This is a genomic window from Thermodesulfobacteriota bacterium (assembly GCA_035559815.1).
GTDB lineage: Bacteria > Desulfobacterota_D > UBA1144 > Nemesobacterales > CSP1-2 > DATMAT01.
Window position 1 is genome coordinate 84,155 of record DATMAT010000047.1, and the last position, 18,265, is coordinate 102,419.

Annotated in this window: 24 protein-coding genes; 12 read left to right on the forward strand and 12 right to left on the reverse strand. The window is 43.2% G+C overall.

All coding sequences use genetic code 11. The features are described from left to right. Window positions 1-71: 71 nt before the first annotated feature. The 6 genes from VNN20_12425 to VNN20_12450 form a co-directional block, all read right to left on the reverse strand. Window positions 72-1,418, reverse strand: coding sequence for a hypothetical protein (locus VNN20_12425; GenBank protein HWP92990.1), 1,347 nt, complete (start codon window positions 1,416-1,418; stop codon window positions 72-74). A gap of 494 nt (window positions 1,419-1,912) precedes the next feature. After that, a complete protein-coding gene (locus tag VNN20_12430) occupies window positions 1,913-4,684 on the reverse strand; it encodes an SBBP repeat-containing protein (GenBank protein ID HWP92991.1) in 2,772 nt (923 codons plus the stop codon). Between the two features lie 376 nt (window positions 4,685-5,060). Beyond that, window positions 5,061-5,822 carry a hypothetical protein gene (locus tag VNN20_12435; GenBank protein HWP92992.1) on the reverse strand — a complete coding sequence of 254 codons (762 nt, stop codon included), beginning with the start codon at window positions 5,820-5,822 and terminating at the stop codon, window positions 5,061-5,063. Between the two features lie 156 nt (window positions 5,823-5,978). Then, complete coding sequence (locus tag VNN20_12440) at window positions 5,979-6,644, reverse strand: hypothetical protein (GenBank protein HWP92993.1); 666 nt, start codon at window positions 6,642-6,644, stop codon at window positions 5,979-5,981. A gap of 100 nt (window positions 6,645-6,744) precedes the next feature. Beyond that, window positions 6,745-6,969 (reverse strand): hypothetical protein, encoded by a 225-nt coding sequence (locus VNN20_12445; GenBank protein ID HWP92994.1) that lies wholly within the window; start codon window positions 6,967-6,969, stop codon window positions 6,745-6,747. Between the two features lie 85 nt (window positions 6,970-7,054). Continuing rightward, window positions 7,055-7,273, reverse strand: a complete 219-nt coding sequence (locus VNN20_12450; GenBank protein HWP92995.1) for a hypothetical protein — start codon at window positions 7,271-7,273, stop codon at window positions 7,055-7,057. A gap of 365 nt (window positions 7,274-7,638) precedes the next feature. Here VNN20_12450 and VNN20_12455 point away from each other — a divergent pair, with 365 nt between their 5' ends. Beyond that, complete coding sequence (locus VNN20_12455) at window positions 7,639-7,854, forward strand: hypothetical protein (GenBank protein HWP92996.1); 216 nt, start codon at window positions 7,639-7,641, stop codon at window positions 7,852-7,854. Then, on the forward strand, window positions 7,841-8,518 hold the full coding sequence (locus VNN20_12460) for a nucleotidyl transferase AbiEii/AbiGii toxin family protein (protein HWP92997.1): 678 nt from the start codon (window positions 7,841-7,843) through the stop codon (window positions 8,516-8,518). Before VNN20_12455 ends, VNN20_12460 begins: the two co-directional genes overlap by 14 nt. 52 nt (window positions 8,519-8,570) lie before the next feature. Here VNN20_12460 and VNN20_12465 read toward each other — a convergent pair whose 3' ends face one another. Both VNN20_12465 and VNN20_12470 read right to left on the reverse strand, forming a co-directional pair. After that, window positions 8,571-9,239, reverse strand: coding sequence for a DUF2275 domain-containing protein (locus VNN20_12465; protein HWP92998.1), 669 nt, complete (start codon window positions 9,237-9,239; stop codon window positions 8,571-8,573). Next, a complete protein-coding gene (locus tag VNN20_12470; protein HWP92999.1) occupies window positions 9,240-9,848 on the reverse strand; it encodes a sigma-70 family RNA polymerase sigma factor in 609 nt (202 codons plus the stop codon). It lies immediately after the preceding gene. A gap of 97 nt (window positions 9,849-9,945) precedes the next feature. On the opposite strand from VNN20_12470, the gene VNN20_12475 reads away from it, so the two are divergent. Beyond that, window positions 9,946-10,131, forward strand: coding sequence for a hypothetical protein (locus VNN20_12475; protein ID HWP93000.1), 186 nt, complete (start codon window positions 9,946-9,948; stop codon window positions 10,129-10,131). Between the two features lie 21 nt (window positions 10,132-10,152). Here the strand turns inward: VNN20_12475 and VNN20_12480 are convergent, their stop codons facing one another. After that, on the reverse strand, window positions 10,153-10,599 hold the full coding sequence (locus tag VNN20_12480) for a hypothetical protein (GenBank protein HWP93001.1): 447 nt from the start codon (window positions 10,597-10,599) through the stop codon (window positions 10,153-10,155). Between the two features lie 26 nt (window positions 10,600-10,625). After that, complete coding sequence (locus VNN20_12485; GenBank protein HWP93002.1) at window positions 10,626-10,889, reverse strand: DUF883 domain-containing protein; 264 nt, start codon at window positions 10,887-10,889, stop codon at window positions 10,626-10,628. Window positions 10,890-11,214: 325 nt separating this feature from the next. Between VNN20_12485 and VNN20_12490 the strand changes: the two genes are divergently transcribed. Genes VNN20_12490 through VNN20_12525 form a run of 8 tightly spaced genes read left to right on the forward strand, consistent with a single transcriptional unit; the run spans window position 11,215 to window position 16,337 of the window. Further along, complete coding sequence (locus VNN20_12490) at window positions 11,215-11,784, forward strand: hypothetical protein (protein ID HWP93003.1); 570 nt, start codon at window positions 11,215-11,217, stop codon at window positions 11,782-11,784. Continuing rightward, window positions 11,781-12,158 (forward strand): hypothetical protein, encoded by a 378-nt coding sequence (locus tag VNN20_12495; GenBank protein HWP93004.1) that lies wholly within the window; start codon window positions 11,781-11,783, stop codon window positions 12,156-12,158. Before VNN20_12490 ends, VNN20_12495 begins: the two co-directional genes overlap by 4 nt. A 20-nt stretch (window positions 12,159-12,178) precedes the next feature. Beyond that, window positions 12,179-12,502, forward strand: coding sequence for a hypothetical protein (locus tag VNN20_12500; protein HWP93005.1), 324 nt, complete (start codon window positions 12,179-12,181; stop codon window positions 12,500-12,502). 15 nt (window positions 12,503-12,517) lie between these two features. Then, entirely contained in the window at window positions 12,518-12,730 is a 213-nt protein-coding gene (locus VNN20_12505; GenBank protein ID HWP93006.1) for a hypothetical protein, read from the forward strand. 10 nt (window positions 12,731-12,740) lie between these two features. Then, window positions 12,741-14,864, forward strand: a complete 2,124-nt coding sequence (locus VNN20_12510; protein ID HWP93007.1) for a heavy metal translocating P-type ATPase — start codon at window positions 12,741-12,743, stop codon at window positions 14,862-14,864. Between the two features lie 29 nt (window positions 14,865-14,893). Then, on the forward strand, window positions 14,894-15,199 hold the full coding sequence (locus VNN20_12515; protein ID HWP93008.1) for a hypothetical protein: 306 nt from the start codon (window positions 14,894-14,896) through the stop codon (window positions 15,197-15,199). Between the two features lie 49 nt (window positions 15,200-15,248). Beyond that, window positions 15,249-16,076 carry a cation diffusion facilitator family transporter gene (locus VNN20_12520; protein ID HWP93009.1) on the forward strand — a complete coding sequence of 276 codons (828 nt, stop codon included), beginning with the start codon at window positions 15,249-15,251 and terminating at the stop codon, window positions 16,074-16,076. Beyond that, window positions 16,077-16,337 carry a hypothetical protein gene (locus VNN20_12525; protein HWP93010.1) on the forward strand — a complete coding sequence of 87 codons (261 nt, stop codon included), beginning with the start codon at window positions 16,077-16,079 and terminating at the stop codon, window positions 16,335-16,337. It abuts the gene before it with no gap. 83 nt (window positions 16,338-16,420) lie between these two features. On the opposite strand, the gene VNN20_12530 is transcribed toward VNN20_12525, so the two are convergent. Then, window positions 16,421-16,639 carry a hypothetical protein gene (locus VNN20_12530; GenBank protein ID HWP93011.1) on the reverse strand — a complete coding sequence of 73 codons (219 nt, stop codon included), beginning with the start codon at window positions 16,637-16,639 and terminating at the stop codon, window positions 16,421-16,423. A 283-nt stretch (window positions 16,640-16,922) separates the two neighbouring features. On the opposite strand from VNN20_12530, the gene VNN20_12535 reads away from it, so the two are divergent. After that, window positions 16,923-17,468: a hypothetical protein gene (locus VNN20_12535; GenBank protein HWP93012.1), complete on the forward strand. Its 546-nt coding sequence runs from the start codon at window positions 16,923-16,925 to the stop codon at window positions 17,466-17,468. A 109-nt stretch (window positions 17,469-17,577) separates the two neighbouring features. Here the strand turns inward: VNN20_12535 and VNN20_12540 are convergent, their stop codons facing one another. Next, window positions 17,578-18,180 (reverse strand): LuxR C-terminal-related transcriptional regulator, encoded by a 603-nt coding sequence (locus VNN20_12540; protein HWP93013.1) that lies wholly within the window; start codon window positions 18,178-18,180, stop codon window positions 17,578-17,580. Window positions 18,181-18,265: the final 85 nt, after the last annotated feature.

The following is an 18,265-nucleotide window of genomic DNA, read 5'->3' on the forward strand; positions in this document are numbered from 1 at the left end:
TGCTTTATAACGTTTTGGCCTTTCCGTTGGCATGTTCCAACTCAAATTGCTAAATATCTTTCAACAAAACTTTAATCAATCCCCAACTCGCTGCTTAAAACTTCACTTTCGACTTTAATGGGTATCGTAGCGATAACCGAGTCTGTTGATACATCTATTACTGATACCGTTCCGCTCAAATAATTAGCCACATAGGCCTTGGTTCCATCATGTCTTACTGCGATTCCAAAGGGTCTATTTCCAACAGTGATTGTTGCAATAACTTTGTTTGCCGCTGCATCTATTACTGATACTGTCTTGCTTGGGTCACTAAGAGCACCCAAACCACCGAAAACCTCGTTAATGCTGTCCAGATTACCTACGTAAACCTTAGAGTCATCCGGAGTTATTGCCACGGCCACAGGCCCGGCCCCGATAGGGACTGTAGCAATAACTTTGTCCGTTACGATGTTTATTACTGATATAGTACTGCTATTAGAATTAGGAACATAAACCTTAGAACCGTCTGGTGTTATTGCCAGACCAAGAGGTCCAAATCCAACAGGAATTGTGGCGATAACTTCATCCGTTGATACGTTTATTACTGATAGAGTGTCGGGTTTGTCCAGCACAGCTACACCGCAACTGCAATTACCTATGTATACCTTAGAACTATCAGGCGTTATTCCTATAGCTATTGGTATGTTGCCAACAGCGATTGTTTCGATAACGGCGTCCTTTGATACATCTATCACCGAGACTGAATTACTTAATAGATTAGTCACATAAGCCTTAGAGCCATCTGGCGTTATTGCTATATCAACAGGGTCAAATCCAACGGTTATCGTAGCAATAACTTCATCAAGTGCCACATCTATCACTGACACCGAAAAACTGCTTGTGTTGGCCACATAAACCTTAGAGCTGTCTGGGGTTATTGCCACAGTTGCTGGAAGAAGCCCAACAGTGACAGTAGCAATAACTGTGTCTGTTTTTATATCTATCACCGACACAGTTTTTCCTGGCTCGGACGGAAGGGCCCCAACATTACTTATATAGGCTTTAGAGCCATCTGGTGTTATAGCGATAGCCGAAGGTGCTCTCCCCACCGGTAACTCAGTGATAACCCTATCTGTTAAGACGTCTATCACAGATACTGTGTCTCTCCTTAGATTAGTAACGTAAACCTTAGAATTATCCGGTGTTGCCGCGGCTACCTGGGGCTCAGAAAAGAACCTCACTAGTGGGTGACTGGATGTTACTACCAATTGTCTACCGCCCGGTAGAATGAGTGCTGGGACGATGGGCAACCCACCGGACCCCCCGGATAAAAGCAATGCCAGGAGCCCTCCCGCGGCACAAGAGGTGACTATAAAACATAAAAGGGCTAACTTAGTTTTGTGAAACCTGGCTTTAATTTTAGCCAAAGGATATTTCATCTGAATCCTCCTTTTTTCTGCGGTAACCTACGCATAGAAAGCAGAAGGAATTTTTACGTAAGACCCAGCTTCCCTTTTTTTCTCTATATTTGGCCTTTATTATTGGAAAGACATTGGCAGGGAGAGAATTAGAAGATTTCTTAATGAGTATGCGGATAATAGATCCAGGCTCTCGATGAAGTGGTCTTCCCCAGCTTACCCTCCTTCTTTTTTTGACCGTCTATGACGATTATAGGGCAAATCAAAGAACAAATTCAATAGAAAATTTTAAAGACTGCCTAAATTTTGAAAACCAGCTACACTCACAAAACGGGACTGTTCCATTAACTTCGTCCTTTTATAGTCGATGATCCAAACTGCCAGTAAAACGTTATCTTCTATAAAAAGGTATAAGCAAAAATTTCAAAAATTCCAATTAATTAACTGACTCAATCAAGGTATGGCAACCAGGAGCTTATAAAAGACCCCTGGTGCCAAATCATAAATCCTCTACTTTACTTTCTTCTTCTTAGCATCCTGATGCCGATTACAAACGTAGGAATTAGGGCAATAAGAACATTGGCCATGGCTGTTCCAGCTTGGTAAGGTCCTCCGATTGCACATCCATTGCCATTATCACCACCTTCTCCTTCGACAGTTGTCGTAGTTGTGGCCATGTTATTGGTGATATCGGGGTCAGATTCATTACCAGTCACGCTTGCTGTATTAGTTATCTCCCCTGCATCTATGGGGGTTACAACAATTGTCACCGTAGCACTATCATCTTTAGCCATCTGAGGAGTCAAGCGGCAGGTGATAGTACTGTTATCTTCCGTGCAGCCTGCTGAAGCCGAGACCACAGTTACACCCGAGGGCAGGGTATCGATGAGAATTACGTCTGTAGCTGTATCCGGCCCGTTATTGGTGACAGTGATCGTATAGATCAAATCATTTCCCTGTGTCACTGGATCGGGAGAGTCAGATTTGGTAACAGATAAGTCCGCGTTAGCCACTCCTTGAGAAAGATTGGGGTCAAGCTTTGCTACAAAAGCTTCCGAGTCTTCACGGATACTATCGGCAGATTCCTCATCTATGCCCGGAAAGTCTGATGAGTTTGTATTGCCTGCGACGTATACGTTACCGGTGTCGTCAAGCGCAATAGAAGTGACCGACTCTAAATCCTCGTCTGTCCCTCCCAGAAAGGTGGCTGCAAGAACCATACCGAGGTCCGAATCCAGCTTGGCTACAAAGGCCTCTCTATCTCCTGTAAATGCGCTATCTGCAGACCCAGTGTTAACACCTGGAAAATCTGATGATTCTGTTTGACCAGCCACGTATATATTACTCATCCCATCAAGGACGAGCGCATTAGCGACGTCATCGGTTTCGCCACCGTTTCCTCCACTCCCTCCCAGGAATGTAGCTGAAAGGATTTCACTTAGGTCAGAATCTAGTTTTGCTACAAAGGCTTCCGTCGCTCCCCCAAATTCATCATCGGCAGACTCGTCATCTATACCTGGGAAGTCCGAAGAGTTTGTAAAACCGGCTACATACACGTTACCCATTCCGTCAGGGCTGATGGCAGAAGCACCCTCGATACCATTACTTCCGCCAAGAAATGTAGCTGAAATGATTTCGCTTAGGTCTGGATCTAGTTTCGATATAAAGGCTTCACGGGATTCAAATATGCTATCGGCAGATCCAGCGTTGATACCTGGGAAATCCGAAGAGTCTGTCTGACCGGCCACATATATATTACCGGTATCGTCGAGGGCGACGGCAAAGATGACTTCGTCGGAACTCCCACCCAGGAAAGTGGCTGCAATGATTGTGCCCAGGTCCGAATTCAGCTTCACTATAAAGTCTTCAGCAAATTCAAATGTATTGTCAGATGACCCTTCACTTACACCTGGAAAATCTGGTGATCCCGTACGACCGGCCACATATACATTATTCATGTCATCAATGGTGAGGGCATTCTCCAATTCTTCAAAATCACTCCCTCCTAGGAATGTAGCTGAAAGAATTGTACTTAGGTCTGAATCCAGCTTGACTACAAAGGCTTCAAGTGATCCGCCAAATTCGCTATCGGCAGATTCTTCATTTATGCCCGGAAAATCTGATGAGAATGTATCACCAGCCACATATACATTACCTTCGTCGTCGAGCACCATGGCAGAAGCGCTATCAAAACTACTTCCTCCCAAAAATGTCGCTGCCAGGATTGTACTAAGATCTGAATCCAGCTTCGCTACAAAGCCTTCGGTGGATTCAACTATGCTATCGGCGGATCCCTCATCTACACCCGAGAACTCTCCTGCCGTCGAACCCGCTATGTATACATTACCCTCACCGTCAAGGGCAATGGCGTTACCAAAATCACCAGCCTCTCCTCCTAGGAATGTGGCGGCAAGGATTGGGTCTATCACTAGCACTTTTCCCCTGTCATATTTTCCTAAACTAAAACCGTACTCATCTCCATTAACAACATAGGCAACTTCAACAAATTCCTTCTTTTTGCTGTTCGTGGTGTGTCCAGTCGAATCATCTTCCTGATATGCCACAGGCTTCGTGAATTTAACTGTCCCAAGATCGGTCTCTACCTCAAGCTCCCCGTTGTTGTTCACATTTAATTTCCCGCCGCTGAGCTTTACTTTTATCATCTCTGGATCCGCTCCTGACTCGACAAAAAAGAGCTTCTCAACATTATTCCCATAAGCCTTTAGCTTTATCTCCACTCCATTATACACCTCTCCAAGACTGATAAGGTCGAATGCCGGAATATTGTTTTCCCATTTTGATTTGTCTCTCCCCTTAAAGTAATTAACCCTTGTTACCGCTTGCTTCTCTCCTTTTACCTCATGAACCATTCCGCCTATAAACTCTTCTTTTAGAGACAATCCCTTTGCGGATTTCTTTCCCTTAACTTTTAGGAGGGAATGAATAATCTGTCCGTCATTTGTGACAAATACTGTTCCCCAGAATGTAGTAGTATAGAATTTTATCCTTTCATCAGTCTGACCCTGATTGGCAATGAAAGGAATGTTTAGCTTGTTTATTTTCTGCCTGAATTCGGAGTCAGCAGATTGATTCTCAGCCGCTCTGCTATTACTCAGAGTGACGGGTTGAATATGCTGTTGCCAGTAGTTGTTGGCAAGCCAAATACGGCTGATTATCTCTGTAGTGTCCAAACTACAAATGGCTACCATCATAATAAGGCTGAGAATGCATCCCGGTATAATTTTTTTGAACTTGATTTCCCTTATTTTATCTCTGACCTTGTTCATTGCTCTTTCCTCCTTTCGTTATACTGTCTGTTAGTCCACTTTTTTGTTAATTTTTATTTTTGACCATGGCTTTGATCTACCTTGTCTTTTAGTTTGAGTCAATTTGGCCTCGAGATTCTTAAAAAATCTTCCATACAATCAAACGATATCACTTCAGTTTTGGACTGCGGGGCAAATGTAATCTGAAAAGAGTGCAATCAAGATTACGAAACCTATTAACTATTTGAGTTGAACGGGTTTGAGAACCAGGGGACTTTTGGGATTCCCCTGGTCCGAAATCATTAATACTCAGGTGTAATAGTGATATTCTTTGTAGCGCTAAAACCTTGCTCTCAAAGTTTGACCCATCAAAGGTTTTCATTCTGCCAACATCCCTTCATTCTAGTTCCACCGGTACTACAGTGAGATTATATGTAACGTCTAAAAAGAAATCCTGGTCTGGGTTTTCTGCATGAATGCGAAGAGTATGTTCTCCTGCATCCAGAGGCTTGAGCATAACGTAAAATCCATCATCTACTGAAGGAGAGTATATACCGGCTGGAACTCCTCCAAAGTCTTCACAAAACGGGTCAAACAGATTGTCCTCTGGAAGTGCAACATTGAAGACCTCGGACTTAATACGAAATCTTTTCCCTAAACTCGGTATAGGGTTACCGTCGACTTCAACTAGCAAGTTGGTCGCACCGTCTATAAATTCAGCGGTGAGAGCACGCATCTCATCTAATGGAGTTCTTTCCGGACCCTGCCCGCACACATTGGGTGTGTCAATAAAGGCGCTGTTTATGACCGGAAAAAAAAGAGCCGTTCCTTCTGGTATAGAACATGCGCGCATGGTCTCACCTCCGAAAAATGTACCTGCAAGGAACCACACCGGACCGTGCTGTCCCACGACGCATTTCTCACCAGTTTCATCGAGGAGTGGGTTTTCAGATGGAGGTATGGAAAGTACGTACTGCCACCATTCAGTGCTCCACTCACTATACTTCTTTCCGAATGGGTTGGAGTTAGGGGGAAAGACTTCCACGCTTTGTTTGCCACTAGCATTGTCACACGCCGTTGTTGCCAGCATCATGACTCCTAAAGCAACTCCAACCAATACTGCAATTATGTTTTGTCGATAATTCATACTACTTATCATGACATTCCTCCTAGTGGTATTTATTTTCCTCTTACAAAGCCACCAACTTTGCAAGGGGTTTTAGCTCAGAAGGACGGCGCATGGAAGCCCCGCCCAAAACCTAGATGGGAGCACTGTATCTTTACTGACTCTATGCTCCCAAACATACTTTCTCAGTTATTTGTATATGTCCACGGAGCCATAGCTAGCAGAATCCATATAGGCGTAAGAGGAAGGTTCTGGCGTGAAATTAGTTGTACCGTCAGACACTGTGCCCGATGCCTCAGCGTAACGGGAGCTGCCATTTGAGCGGTAGTTGCTACTATAGCCGAAGCCTTGGAAGTGACTATGGTATTTACCGGAGTAGATATCACCAGAACCTGTCCAGTTGATGCTGACGTTTACTGGGAAAGAATTTCCGGTGTAGTAATCATAGACCTCAATCGTCGTATCCACCGTTGCTGAGATAAGCTTTTTATTGATCTGAAAATCCTTTCCTGCCAACTCAGAATAGCCGTCGGCGTATAGATATGTTCCCGCACAGTAGTCATACTGTACTACAGTAATATAAGCCGCAGATTGTACTTCTGGCTTACCTTTAGCTTTGATCCGACCGTCGCTCATGAAGACATAAGCAGCGGTAAAGCTACACTCGTCCCCACTATAGAAATAGGCTACAGCGGTCTGACCCTTAAAGCTGTAATGGTAAACATCTGCTCCGGCTTGAGTGGCTGTAGGAAGGGCAAAGACCACCAGCGCTAGAGCGATAGCAATTGCTGCAAGCTTCCTTACCTTTTTCTCACTTAGCTTTAGCCATGACATTAAATTTGATATTCCTAACATCTTAATTTCCTCCTTTTCTTGTATTTTTAGCCTGGATTAAGTTGCCTTGTGCGTTACTGAAGATGGCTCAATACAATCAAAGAACATCACCTCTTTTTCATCAAAGATTGATTTTCTCTTTAGAAAATAAGAATTTTTTTAAATCTTTAAAAAATGAGAAAGAGTTTTGCTCAGGAGAGACCGAAGGATCCTGGATTTTTATAGAAGCTAAATAAAATCCTTTCCGTTGTATTTTCCTCTTGGCTCCCGATAGGCTACTAGCCCTTACCGCCCCCAATTTCTTCTTGCCTGAGGAATCGAATGCTACAAATTCAAAAGCCTTCATTTTTATCCTCCATAGTTGAAGTCCATATTCGTTAGTCATGCGTTTTTAGATTAGTCGAACGGCTAGAGACTAATGGCCAACGACTTTAATATATGTCACCCAACCATTTCTCCATCCATATCTTTGTTTTCTCAGCCAGGTCTTTGCTTGAGGTGTAGGATATGTACTTATCGTCAAGATAGATTCCCCAATAGGTAATAGGTGGATGATTATTTTCAAGGTGTGCTTCTTCTTCGTGTCTGACCCGAGAAGCTAAGTAGTTACAGCTTGGGTTAACTTTGAAAGGAGCAATTGTTATTGTCATTTTATTGCCTCCTTTTAAATCGTTTTAGTGTATTAGACATGGCTAGCTCCAGAAATGTTCCCGAATTTTTTAAGGCAAAGTGGCGCAGAATTACTGAACAAAACAAGAAAGTTAACACCTTAGTAATGCTAAGGAGTTAACTTTTGTTGGGAAAGAGCGAAATGCGAAGTGTCAACACTGTCATGAAGGTGTAGAGATTCGACACGGACTTGTTGGAATGGAAACGACATCGTACTTAACTAGCTCGCATATAATAAACGTCACCCCGAGCAGTTAGTAATCCATTGGGCTGGTAGATATCTACAGTAGATTACTACAGCTAATTGCGGAAGATGCATAATACCTTATAATAAATCAAGGTAAAAATGCGTCCCAAAAAATATATTGTCTGGTCAAAAAATGAGATTGATTCGAATGATCCATTCCAAAGGAAGTGGTATATCAAGCAGGTCCTGACTTATGGAAGAGCAGAGGATGTCGCCTCGCTTGACTGGGAGGAAATAGAGAGATTACTTCCCGAACTAGATTTGCCCTTGCACATAAAAAGGTTATGGAACGATTATCTTAATGCTAGAAGGTAAAGGAATTATAAGCGATCTCCAAAAAGAGGTTTTACTTTTTTTTTCTAATATCACGGATTCTCAACATTTTTATCTCACCGGCGGCACCGCTTTGTCTGAGTTCTATATAGGGCATAGGAAATCATTTGACCTAGATCTTTTTACCGCAGAAAAAGGGCTCATCCTACCATTTTCTCGAGTTGTTGAGGAGGAATTGAAAAAGAAATTTTCTGTGAATCTAGTTCGCAGATTTGAGACATTTGCAGAATTTGAGGTTGGTAAAATAGAGACAATAATTAAAGTGCAACTAGCCTACGATTCGCCATTTAGGTTCGAAAACCCAGTAGATTCAAATCTTGGGGTCAGGGTGAACGATTATAAAGACCTGATAGTAGACAAATTCCTTGCTTTTTTCGGTAGGGTAGAGCCGAGAGATGCAGTAGACTTGTTCTTTATATTGAAAAGAGAGGACTTTTGGGCACTGACTAGATTAGCTCCTAAGAAAGATCCTGGGTTTGATTTATATTGGCTTGCCATCGCATTAGAAAAGACGAGAGATTTCCCAGATGATATAAATAGATGGCCAGTTGAGATGCTAATTGAGGTAAAAGTTGAAGAACTAAAAGGTATGTTTTTAAACCTTTCAAAAGAAGTAATGGATAAAATAAAAGAGTTAAAATCGTAAGGAAGCATATTATTATATGGTTATTACAGGAAAATAATTACAAATCTAAAGACTATTCTTTCACAATCTGTATTTTCACTTTTATGTGTCCTTTAACTGTGCTTAAATCTCCTTCTTCCTCAACTTCTCCAATTGGCTTTAATCTTTCACGTAACTCGTTTAGTTTTTTTAAATCAAGCAGCACAAAAAGGACATTTTTGTTCTCAAAAGATTGCTTTCTTAACACTACCCCTCCAATATCTGTTATAGCCGTCTGAACCTCAGCATTGGCACTATCAATATCCTTGGTATTAATGCTTATTCTAATATCCCCCCAAACCTGCTCAATCTGAGGCTGTTCACCGGGCTGAGTAGAGCGGATTCTATCGGGTTCTGGCTGATAGGCTTTGTATATAAAAATAGAGACAACTACTAAAAAAACTGTGGCTAAAACCTCAATTGGTAGTTTTATATGAAGTGGGAAGAATAATCGTTCAAGTATTCCCTTTTTTTGTTCTGCCTCCTCTCTTACCTTTGAAATTATCTTCTCTGTAAACCAGTTAGGCGTTTCTACTTCCTCGAGGCTATTTAAAAGATGGATGGTTTTTCTTAGGTCGGAAAGAGATTCCCTCATTTCCTCAGATTCTTTTAGTTGTTCTTCAATATACAACCTTTCTTCTTTAGAAAGAGTGCCTTCTATGTAAGCTGCAAGCTTTTCTTCCTTGCTAAGACGATCTTTCATCTATAAAACTCCCACGAATCTCTTTAAACAGTTCTTCAAAAGCACTCTTCCCCGGAAAAGCCTGGATTTAACCGTGCCTTCTGCGATTTTAAGAGTACTGCATATATCTTCATATGAGAATCCCTGCACGTCTCTCAGAATAACTACTTCTCTAAATTCGTTATCAAGACGGTCTAAACATAATTGTACCTTTTCCTGAATTTCCTTTTTCTGGAGAACCTCATCGGCAGCAAAATTATCCGACGGAGATTCGACTCTCGTCCGGTTAGCTTCTGCATTAATAGGCTCATCAATTGACACGGGTTCCCGACGACGCTGAGTCCTTAGCTGTTCTAGGCGTTTTTTTGAAAGATTAATCACTATGGTGGAAAGCCACGTAGAAAATTTAGACATTCCCTTAAAGCTCCTTATATTTTTATAAGCAGAAATAAAGGCATCTTGAACAATGTCACAGGCTTCTTCATAGCTCCCAATCATCCTGAAGGCGATATTCAGCATTTTCCTTTCATGCTTCCGCACCAATTCCTCAAAAGCGCCCAAATCGCCTTTTTGACATAGAGATACTAGTCTCAGATCTTCGTCTGTAGTTATCTGGTCACTTTCCCTCATGTACTTAGACAGTCAATTTACATGATTTGTTCCCGATTTTTAAGATTCTTGGTTTAAAGAATTAAAGACTAGCTCAAGGTTAGCATTTCTAGTCTGTTTGAGCTTTTTCAACCTTGAGAAAACCAGAATAGCTATAAAGAACCTATTTCTCCCCGGACTGATGGGGGATAGGTTTAAGGTTTTAATTCAAGCGAAAAACCTGGGCGATCGAGCTAAGGCTTTTTATCCTGAATCGCCGCTCAAGTTGAGTTATCTAAAGCCTTCGGAGAGGTTTAGCGAATAATAAGAAGCTCGACAAATCATACTAAAAGGGAGTTTCCTTTGCTTTATCCGTCGAGTCTTTTAAGGAGGTGTTTTGTTTTAGAAGCCATAGGGCGCTCTCTGCTATCGACCGGCGCACGTCGGAGGAAACACCGACCAAAAGCCCGGCGGCGATTGTAGCTAACAGGGTTTCCATGGGATAATTATGCAACCAGGATGATAGTAGGTCAGCACTGGCACTTTTCCGACTTATCGTGCGTGTCATCATAATTTTTACGCACAACACCAGGCACAGCGAGACGACTATAATTAGCAGTCCGCTGACCAAGGCGGCAGATGGCGGGCTCAGGATGGTGGCCAGATAAAGATAAAGAGACCAAATGAGAAATCCTAGTCCAACCAGTGTCAGGGCAAAGACCAGAACTATAATCACGATAGCTGTTCCCAAACTAACAAGCCTCACGTAGAGTACCCCTTTGAGTGAACTCATAAATAACTTAAACAAATCAATCGAGACTATTTACGCTCTAAAAGCTTGCCCAGGACAAACCCCAGTATGAAAGCGGCTAGTATTACTATGATTGGTCTTTCTTCTATCTTTTTTTCCACGGCCTCCCTGGTTTTTCTTCCCTGCTCTAAGAACTTTTCCTTGGCGTCTATTGTTTCGGACCTTCCCACATCCAATAGCTTATGAGCCAGTTCCGTTAGGTCTGAGCCTAGCTTGGAGACGTCCTGTCTCAACATATTCAAGTCTTCCCTTAGGTCGAGTTCTTCCCTCATTGTTTTCACCCCCTCTCAATCGTTATAAATAAATGAAAGAATTATTACTAATTAGAATCACTTTCTAATTAGTAAGGCATTGGCCCACTTTATTTAGCTTACTTACAAATATTATCCCATAAACAATGAAATGCAGTCAAGTTAAGACATCTTCCTGTCCGAGTAACTATGTGAATACTGCTCTTTGTGAGATTTAATTCAGTTTAGAATTTCTCGTAAATATGCCCTTAACATTATCTTAATAATTTCTTAACAATAGACATTTACCATAGAAAATCCTTCCAAGGGCCGCCGCCATATAGAAAATAAACAAGGAGATTGGGACATGGAAGACCTTTCACTAGACATATCCTCCATAGAAAGAGATATGGAAAGCTTGATTCTGGCTTCGAAAAGTTATGTGAACAAAAGAGCAGAAGAAGAAATTTTATACATGAGGAGCAACATATACAGCTTGAATCAAAAATTGGATAAAGCCATACAGCGCTCTAAAGAGAGCGGAGATTCAAGAAATCTGGCTGTCCTAAAATCGCTCAAAAAAATCACTGCCAAGCTACAAGCCACCGTCCAGCTTCTCGAAGAAATAAAGAGCTATAGACCCTGCTATCGGGAGCTCGACATTCCCAGCATGGTGGATATATTGCTCGACAACATCAAATCTCTCATTTATTACAACGAAAAATCGACCGGCATGGATAGGCTGGAATCGGATTTGAGAACCATTGAATTACTGGAAGAGCAGCATAAAAGGGTACTCCTGACGTTTTTGATGCAGGATTGGGATAACTTAAAAGAGGTCCTGAGCCTGATGAAGGTCGGCGAGATATATAAAAACATCGCCGAGGAGCTCTTCCATGTATTTTTACTGATTGACACGCTGGAGGAGCGGGCATGATGTACCTGGTATCACACATAGAGGGGAGGACAAGGCTAAAATTCTCGGATTTACATGAGAAAAATTCTTTCATAAAAAATATGCGGAATATTTCCGGGTTGAAGGACCTGGAGTCTAACGGTAATAGCTTAACTGTTTTGGTTAAATACGCACCCGATTCTCCTTTTGGGTACATAATAGGAAATATGATATCTAAGGAGCCCGAACCTAAATTATCAAAGGATGATATTTCTTCTTATGTAGCTCCGCTTTTAACCAACCCTATAACAAAGGCTTTATGGCTCATGGGTGTACTCGGGACCAAGGTTGGGTTCTTACAATTCGGTATAAGTTCTATGATCGTGAATAAATATATAAAGGCAAAGTTTCGTTAATAAAACAAGGAGGTGCTGGCATGAAGATTTTGGGACTCGAGGCAATAAGCGAGGCGGTGGGGGAATGCATAGCCTCAAGGTATTTCCTTGCCGGAATCGGAGCGGTAGCCGGGGTTATGTTGTTGAGCAAGCTTCTCAAGCAGAATAAGCCTATTTTGGTAGGGGTTACCAAGGAGGTAATATCCTTCAAGGACTGGCTAGGTACTTCCATAGCCGAGGGCCAGGAGTTTTGGCAGGATGTCACCGCAGAGGCAAAACACCTGTACAAGCTCGACGTGGAAAAGAAGCTGGAGATTCTCCAAAGACAACAGGAAGTGCTTCAAAAAATCAAGGCTGCATTATAAAAGGGGGAAATTGCCATGAACATGTTAGGAAGAATATTTTGCTCTAATCCTTTTTCCTTTGTTTTGGGCTTTGGCGTAGGACTGGTCGGCTTTTATATCGTGCACAAGGTCGAGGAAGAGAGAAAACTGGAAAGCATGCAGAAGGAGATAGAGGCGGCGGTGAAGGCTATAGAAAGCAGAAAACTGGCTCTGGTAGAGACCGAAGAAGAGAAAAAAGGTAAAAAATAAGCAGGGCCAAATGCCAATTCCTTACAGCATAAAGAGCTTATTACCAGGAAGGCTTCAGGTCAAAAGCCTTTTTTTAAAATACGTAGATGTCTCCGAGGACACGGTAAGAGCCTTTTTCCTCCGGAGAGAGGGCGTGGAGAGGGTTAAGGTCAACAAGAAAACGGGCAGTCTGACCCTGGAGTTTGACAGTAAAAAGTTTAGCCTCGAAGAGTTCTTCGAGGAGCTTAACAATGCATCACCCGATCTCATCATGCAGGTATTGTCCCTGGTGGAGAACGGGAACGGAAAAAGGGTGAAGGAAGAAGGAAGCACCAAAGGCTGGTTCGTCTCCAGCACACTGGGTCTCCTGCCTTTTCTTTTACGCATTCCGCTTCCGTCTTTTTTTCTTACCGGCTTGACGTTGCTGTTGGCCATGCCGGTTTTCAAGAAGGCGATTAATTCGATCAAGAATAAGAAAATAGACGTTCACCTCCTCGATTCCTCCGCACTGGCCCTGGCTACTTTGAGGGGCAGCTCGTTACCCTCGATGCTGATGGTATGGCTTCTATCCCTGGGCGACCTGATAGAAGAAAAGACCCAGGGGGCGGCACGTAAAGAGATCGAGAAGCTGTTAAGCTACGAGGATGAAAAGGCCTGGCTGGTTAGGGAAGATGGCAATGCAGTGGAAGTGCCCATAGATGAGATAAAGAGGGGCGATAGGGTGGTGGCCTACACCGGGGAAAAAATCTCTATAGACGGGGAAGTGTATGATGGAGAGGCGCTGGTAAACCAGGCATCCTTGACCGGAGAGTCTAACCCGGCACTAAAGACAAAGGGGGATAGGGTATACGCCGGGACTTTCATAGAGGACGGGAAGCTATACATCATCGCCGATAAATTGGGCGACGAAACGGCTATCGCCAGGATCGTGAGCATAATACAGGAAAGCATCAACGAACCTATAGAGACTCAAAAAACCGCGGAGGAGCTGGCCAATAAGTTCGTAATCCCCACACTCATAACCTCGGGGGGCCTTTATGCATTAACCAGGAACCTGAATAGAACCGTATCTACCCTGACCTTCGATTACCACACCGGAATCCATGTATCGACCCCGGCGGCGATAATGTCCCACATGGCCCTGGCCGCAAAAAGAGGAATACTATTTAAAAGCGGAAGACACCTGGAAATCCTCCATAACGTCGACACCATCGTGTTCGACAAAACCGGCACGCTCACCGTCGGGCTGCCGGAGATAACCGAAATAATACCCTACTCTGTTTCCGAAGAAGAGGCTTTGAGGTATGCAGCATCCCTCGAGCAAAGACTCACCCACCCTGTTGCTAAATCTATAGTTCAGAGGGCTATTGAGCGCGGTCTTGAGCTTCTTCCCAGGAGGGAATCCAAGTATCACCGGGGGCTTGGCGTTGAGGCCCATCTTAATGGAAATAACTTCCTCATCGGCAGCACCAAGTTCATGGAAAAAGAGAAAATGAAGATTCAGAGAGAAATTGCCTCGGACGTCAACAAGCTTCACGAAAGGGGTGAGTCCGTGCTCTACCTGGTAGAGGATGGAAGGATTATTGCCCTGATTGGATTTGCCGATCCGCTCCGCCCCGAATCTAAAAAGGTGGTCGAAACACTCCATAAGCTGGGAAGGGAGGTTATTTTGTGCACCGGAGATAACGAAGGCGCCGCTGAAATAGTGGCCAGGAAATTGGGGATCCAAAAATATCATGCCCGGGCCTTTCCAGACGAAAAAGCCAAGATAATTAAGACTCTCAAGAAGGAAGGAAGAACCGTGGGATTCCTGGGAGACGGGGTTAACGATTCTCCTGCCTTATCGGTATCGGATATTGGAATCTCCATAAACAGCGGGGCAGATATAGCCATAGAGGTGGCGGATGTGGTCATAAACAACGATTTGCGCTACCTGATAGAGGCTATAAAGATATCGGACATCGCCCTTCGGAATATAAAACAGAACTACGGAATTAATAAGGTGGCAAACACTATCGGTATGATCGGAGCGGTCGGGGGCGTATTTTCCCCGGTTGTGTCGACGGTAATCAATAACGGGGTAACCGTTTTGATGGGGGTGAACGCGATAAAACCGCTTTGGAATAACACCGGGGAGCATATAAAAGAAATATAGTAGACCAAAGAATCGGGGAGGTAATTATAATGCCTAGAAAATCTAAGAAGGATTCGGCTGGAGAAAATAAAGTACAGGAGCATCTTGATGAAATAAAGAAAGACCTCGAGGAGCTCCGAGCGAAATTGGGGATGGCTCGGAAAGGAGATTTTTCCAAGCTACCCATGGAGGCGGCAAAGAGAATAAGCGATACCTCTTCGGAGATCATAAAGGCCGCTTCAGATGTCGTAGAAAAGGCTCTAAAGGTGGCCCAATACACCGCGCTCGGGGCAGTCGAGGGTGCAAAAAAAGCATTAACAGAGGAAACTAAGCAGAAGAAAAAGTCTACCAAGTAACATTCCGTATAAACTTGTGAATAATTAAAGCTTATACATAACATAAGAGTTGAGCAGTTCAGGCCTTGTTTTTATAATCACCCTTTTCTATTTCTTTATAGAGCTGATAGGCGGGCTTTACTACAACAGCCTGGCCCTGGTTACCGATGCCGCCTTTATGGCCATCAACCTGGTAGGCCAGTTGATCGCCATATACGCTAAAAGACTAAGCCAGAGGCCTCCAGATAAGAACAAAACGTTCGGTTATGAGCGGGCTAAGGTTATTTCCGGCCTATTCAACGGAATCCTGGTCGGGTTCATGTTGTTTTATGTCCTGACCGATGCGTATCGTAGAATCACCCATCCAGAGGTTTTAGATTTCGATAAGGTTCTTATTATTGCATTAGTTGGACTCTTGGTAAACGGGTACGGGGTATTCAAGCTCTACGAACATTCGAAGGATATCAGCGTAAGGGGAGCTTTCTTATTCATCCTGAACGATGCACTGGGCTCGGTCGGAGTAATCGCATCTTGTCTCGTAATCAAGTTCACCGGTTTATACGTGGCAGATGCCGTAGCCAGCATTGTAATAGGGCTTCTGGTAGCATACCCTACCTATTATTTGCTGAAGGACAGCATTCATATATTGATGGAGGGCATTCCCACCGGCGTGGATGTGGAAAAGGTGGAGAGGTTTATATATGAAAACTTTGACCATGCCAAAAAGGTAAAGGAGTTACACCTTTGGGCGCTCGTCCCGGAGAAAACCATAATGGCGGTCAAGATAAGGACAGACGGGAGGTTTTATGACCGGGAGAAAATAAGGTCGTTCAAGACAGTTTTAAAGGAGAAATTCGGCATCTATGATGTATATGTCGAGGTTTATGAGGAGGATTAAATGATATTTGTCAGGACTAGAAGCGGAAGATACCTATCTTTGAGTCATATAATCGGATTTGCCATAGAGGAGCAGAACACGGAGATGGAGGGGCAAAGGATGAGGGTTTTTAACATAATTGCCTATTTACCCCAGCCGCTTTATCCGGCCATATTATCGATTTGCTATGAAGAGGAGAGCGCGGAAAAAGAACTGGAAATGTTCATGGAAAGGCTTGTAAAACTGGAAAGAGGGATAATCGGGCTAGAAACTCAAGTATGATTTTATCTAGCTTCCCTAAAGTTAGGGGCGACCGAGATGGTCACCCTTAATTTTAGTAATTTCTCAAGGTGCTAAAGCTAAGTTCAAAGTATGTTTACAAAAATTTTTCTCAAGCCGTTCTCTATGACCCCGGCTATGACAAACGATTTTATCAGGATTTGTTGATCCTTCTTCGAAAAGTGCACGTCGTGTTCCCTTTTTCTTCTTCTCTCCCTCTCTTCAAGGAATTTGGAATATCTCTTCTTTGAGTCAACAATCCTTTCTTCTAAATCGGTGATACTTTTCATACCGTTTCCATTCATCCATTTTTCTCCTAATTGTGGTTTGTTATTGCTCATAATTAATATTGTATATTAGAGATGTTAAGAAGGTGTTAAGAAATTATTAAAACTGAAAGAATTGCCGAGAGTTTCAGCTAAATATGAAGCTGAAGTATTATTTTTTGTTAACCTTTTTGTATCTCTCAAAAATTAGCTAAACCCTAACATCACTTTCACCACAAATTAACATTCTGGCTTTACTATTCTTATAGTTCAGATAAAAAACCAGCTACGCGATTTAGTGGTTGGAAAGTGGGAGGTAATTATGATAGATAAAGCCGTTCAACTGGCCGGGAGGGAGTGGGAAAATCTAAGGTTTTACTTGGAGATGTGCGGGGACATAGGGGATTTTGACTTCGATGACCTGAGAGATTGCAAATGGTTTAACGAGCGGAATTACCATGAAGGGTTTATCTCTGACATTATTAACATGCAGAAGAATCTTCCACAGTGTGAGTATGCAACGCCCGAAGCCATGGATGTTCTAACCGTGCTGGCCTCGAAGGCTGGGGAGAGGCTCGGCCTCGAAGAAGACCTGGCCTTAGCCTTCGGTATGGGCTATGGGCTTGTCCGGACTGGTTTACTCTCTGGCTACACGGCGGAGCCCAGACCAGTCATCTTCTATAGGATGTTCTATCCCTTTGGGGTGAATCCGGATTGGGATATCAACCCTAATTTAGTCAAGAAAAAACTGAAAATGGTGTACGAAAGATTCCGGGGTTGGCAGGATAATCCCGAGACCTACGGGAGTGACCTTAACCATTTCCACAATGTGGAAGAGGCCTGGAAAGAATGGGAGGCGTTAGTTTGATAGCTTTATCTAGCGGATTATAACGCCACCTCATCGTGAATGATGCCACCGGTATCGGGGCAATCCCGGGATGTTCCATGCAATCAAATTACCCAGCCGGTGTTGGCTTTCACCGGGCAATGCGTCTCAATTGCCTTCCGTTCATCACCATAAGCTGGTATCGACTACGAAAACCTAATTTCTTGAATATGCTGGTGATGTGGGCTTTTACCGTTTTTTCTCTTATCGAGAGTCTATAAGATATTTCTCTATTGGTTAAACCTTCCTCGATCAACTCTGCCACTCTCCTTTCCATCCTGGTGATATTGTGTTTTTCTCCGTTGTGGTCGATAGCTGTCTTGGTTAGCGCAATTTTGTCGGTGCTATTTATTATCCTTATTAGCTCCGAGGAATCCGTTTCCTTGTTTATGCATATCACATTAGAGAGGCTAGATGCCGGCGAATGTTCATCGCCAAATAGAATAACCTTGGTCTCGAGACCTTTTTTGCTCATAAAATCTAGTAGCTTATTAATGTCCAAATTAGGCGTCCTGTTGTCGAGAAAAAGAAACTCAGGCCTCATTGTGTCTAGACTTCTTTTAACTTCCCGGGAGTTGAAAACCTCGGCTGCCACTTCCAGACTGGTTCCGCTCTCGATGATTTTGCGCATTCCTTGTGTTAATAGCCTTGAACCTGAGGCCAGCACCATTCGTGGAATTTTGCCGGAACTCATGACATAGCCCACTTTCTTTGTACCAGTCTATATTGATTGAACAACTATACAGGATCCCTGCCCAATGTTAATTTCGGATAAACGG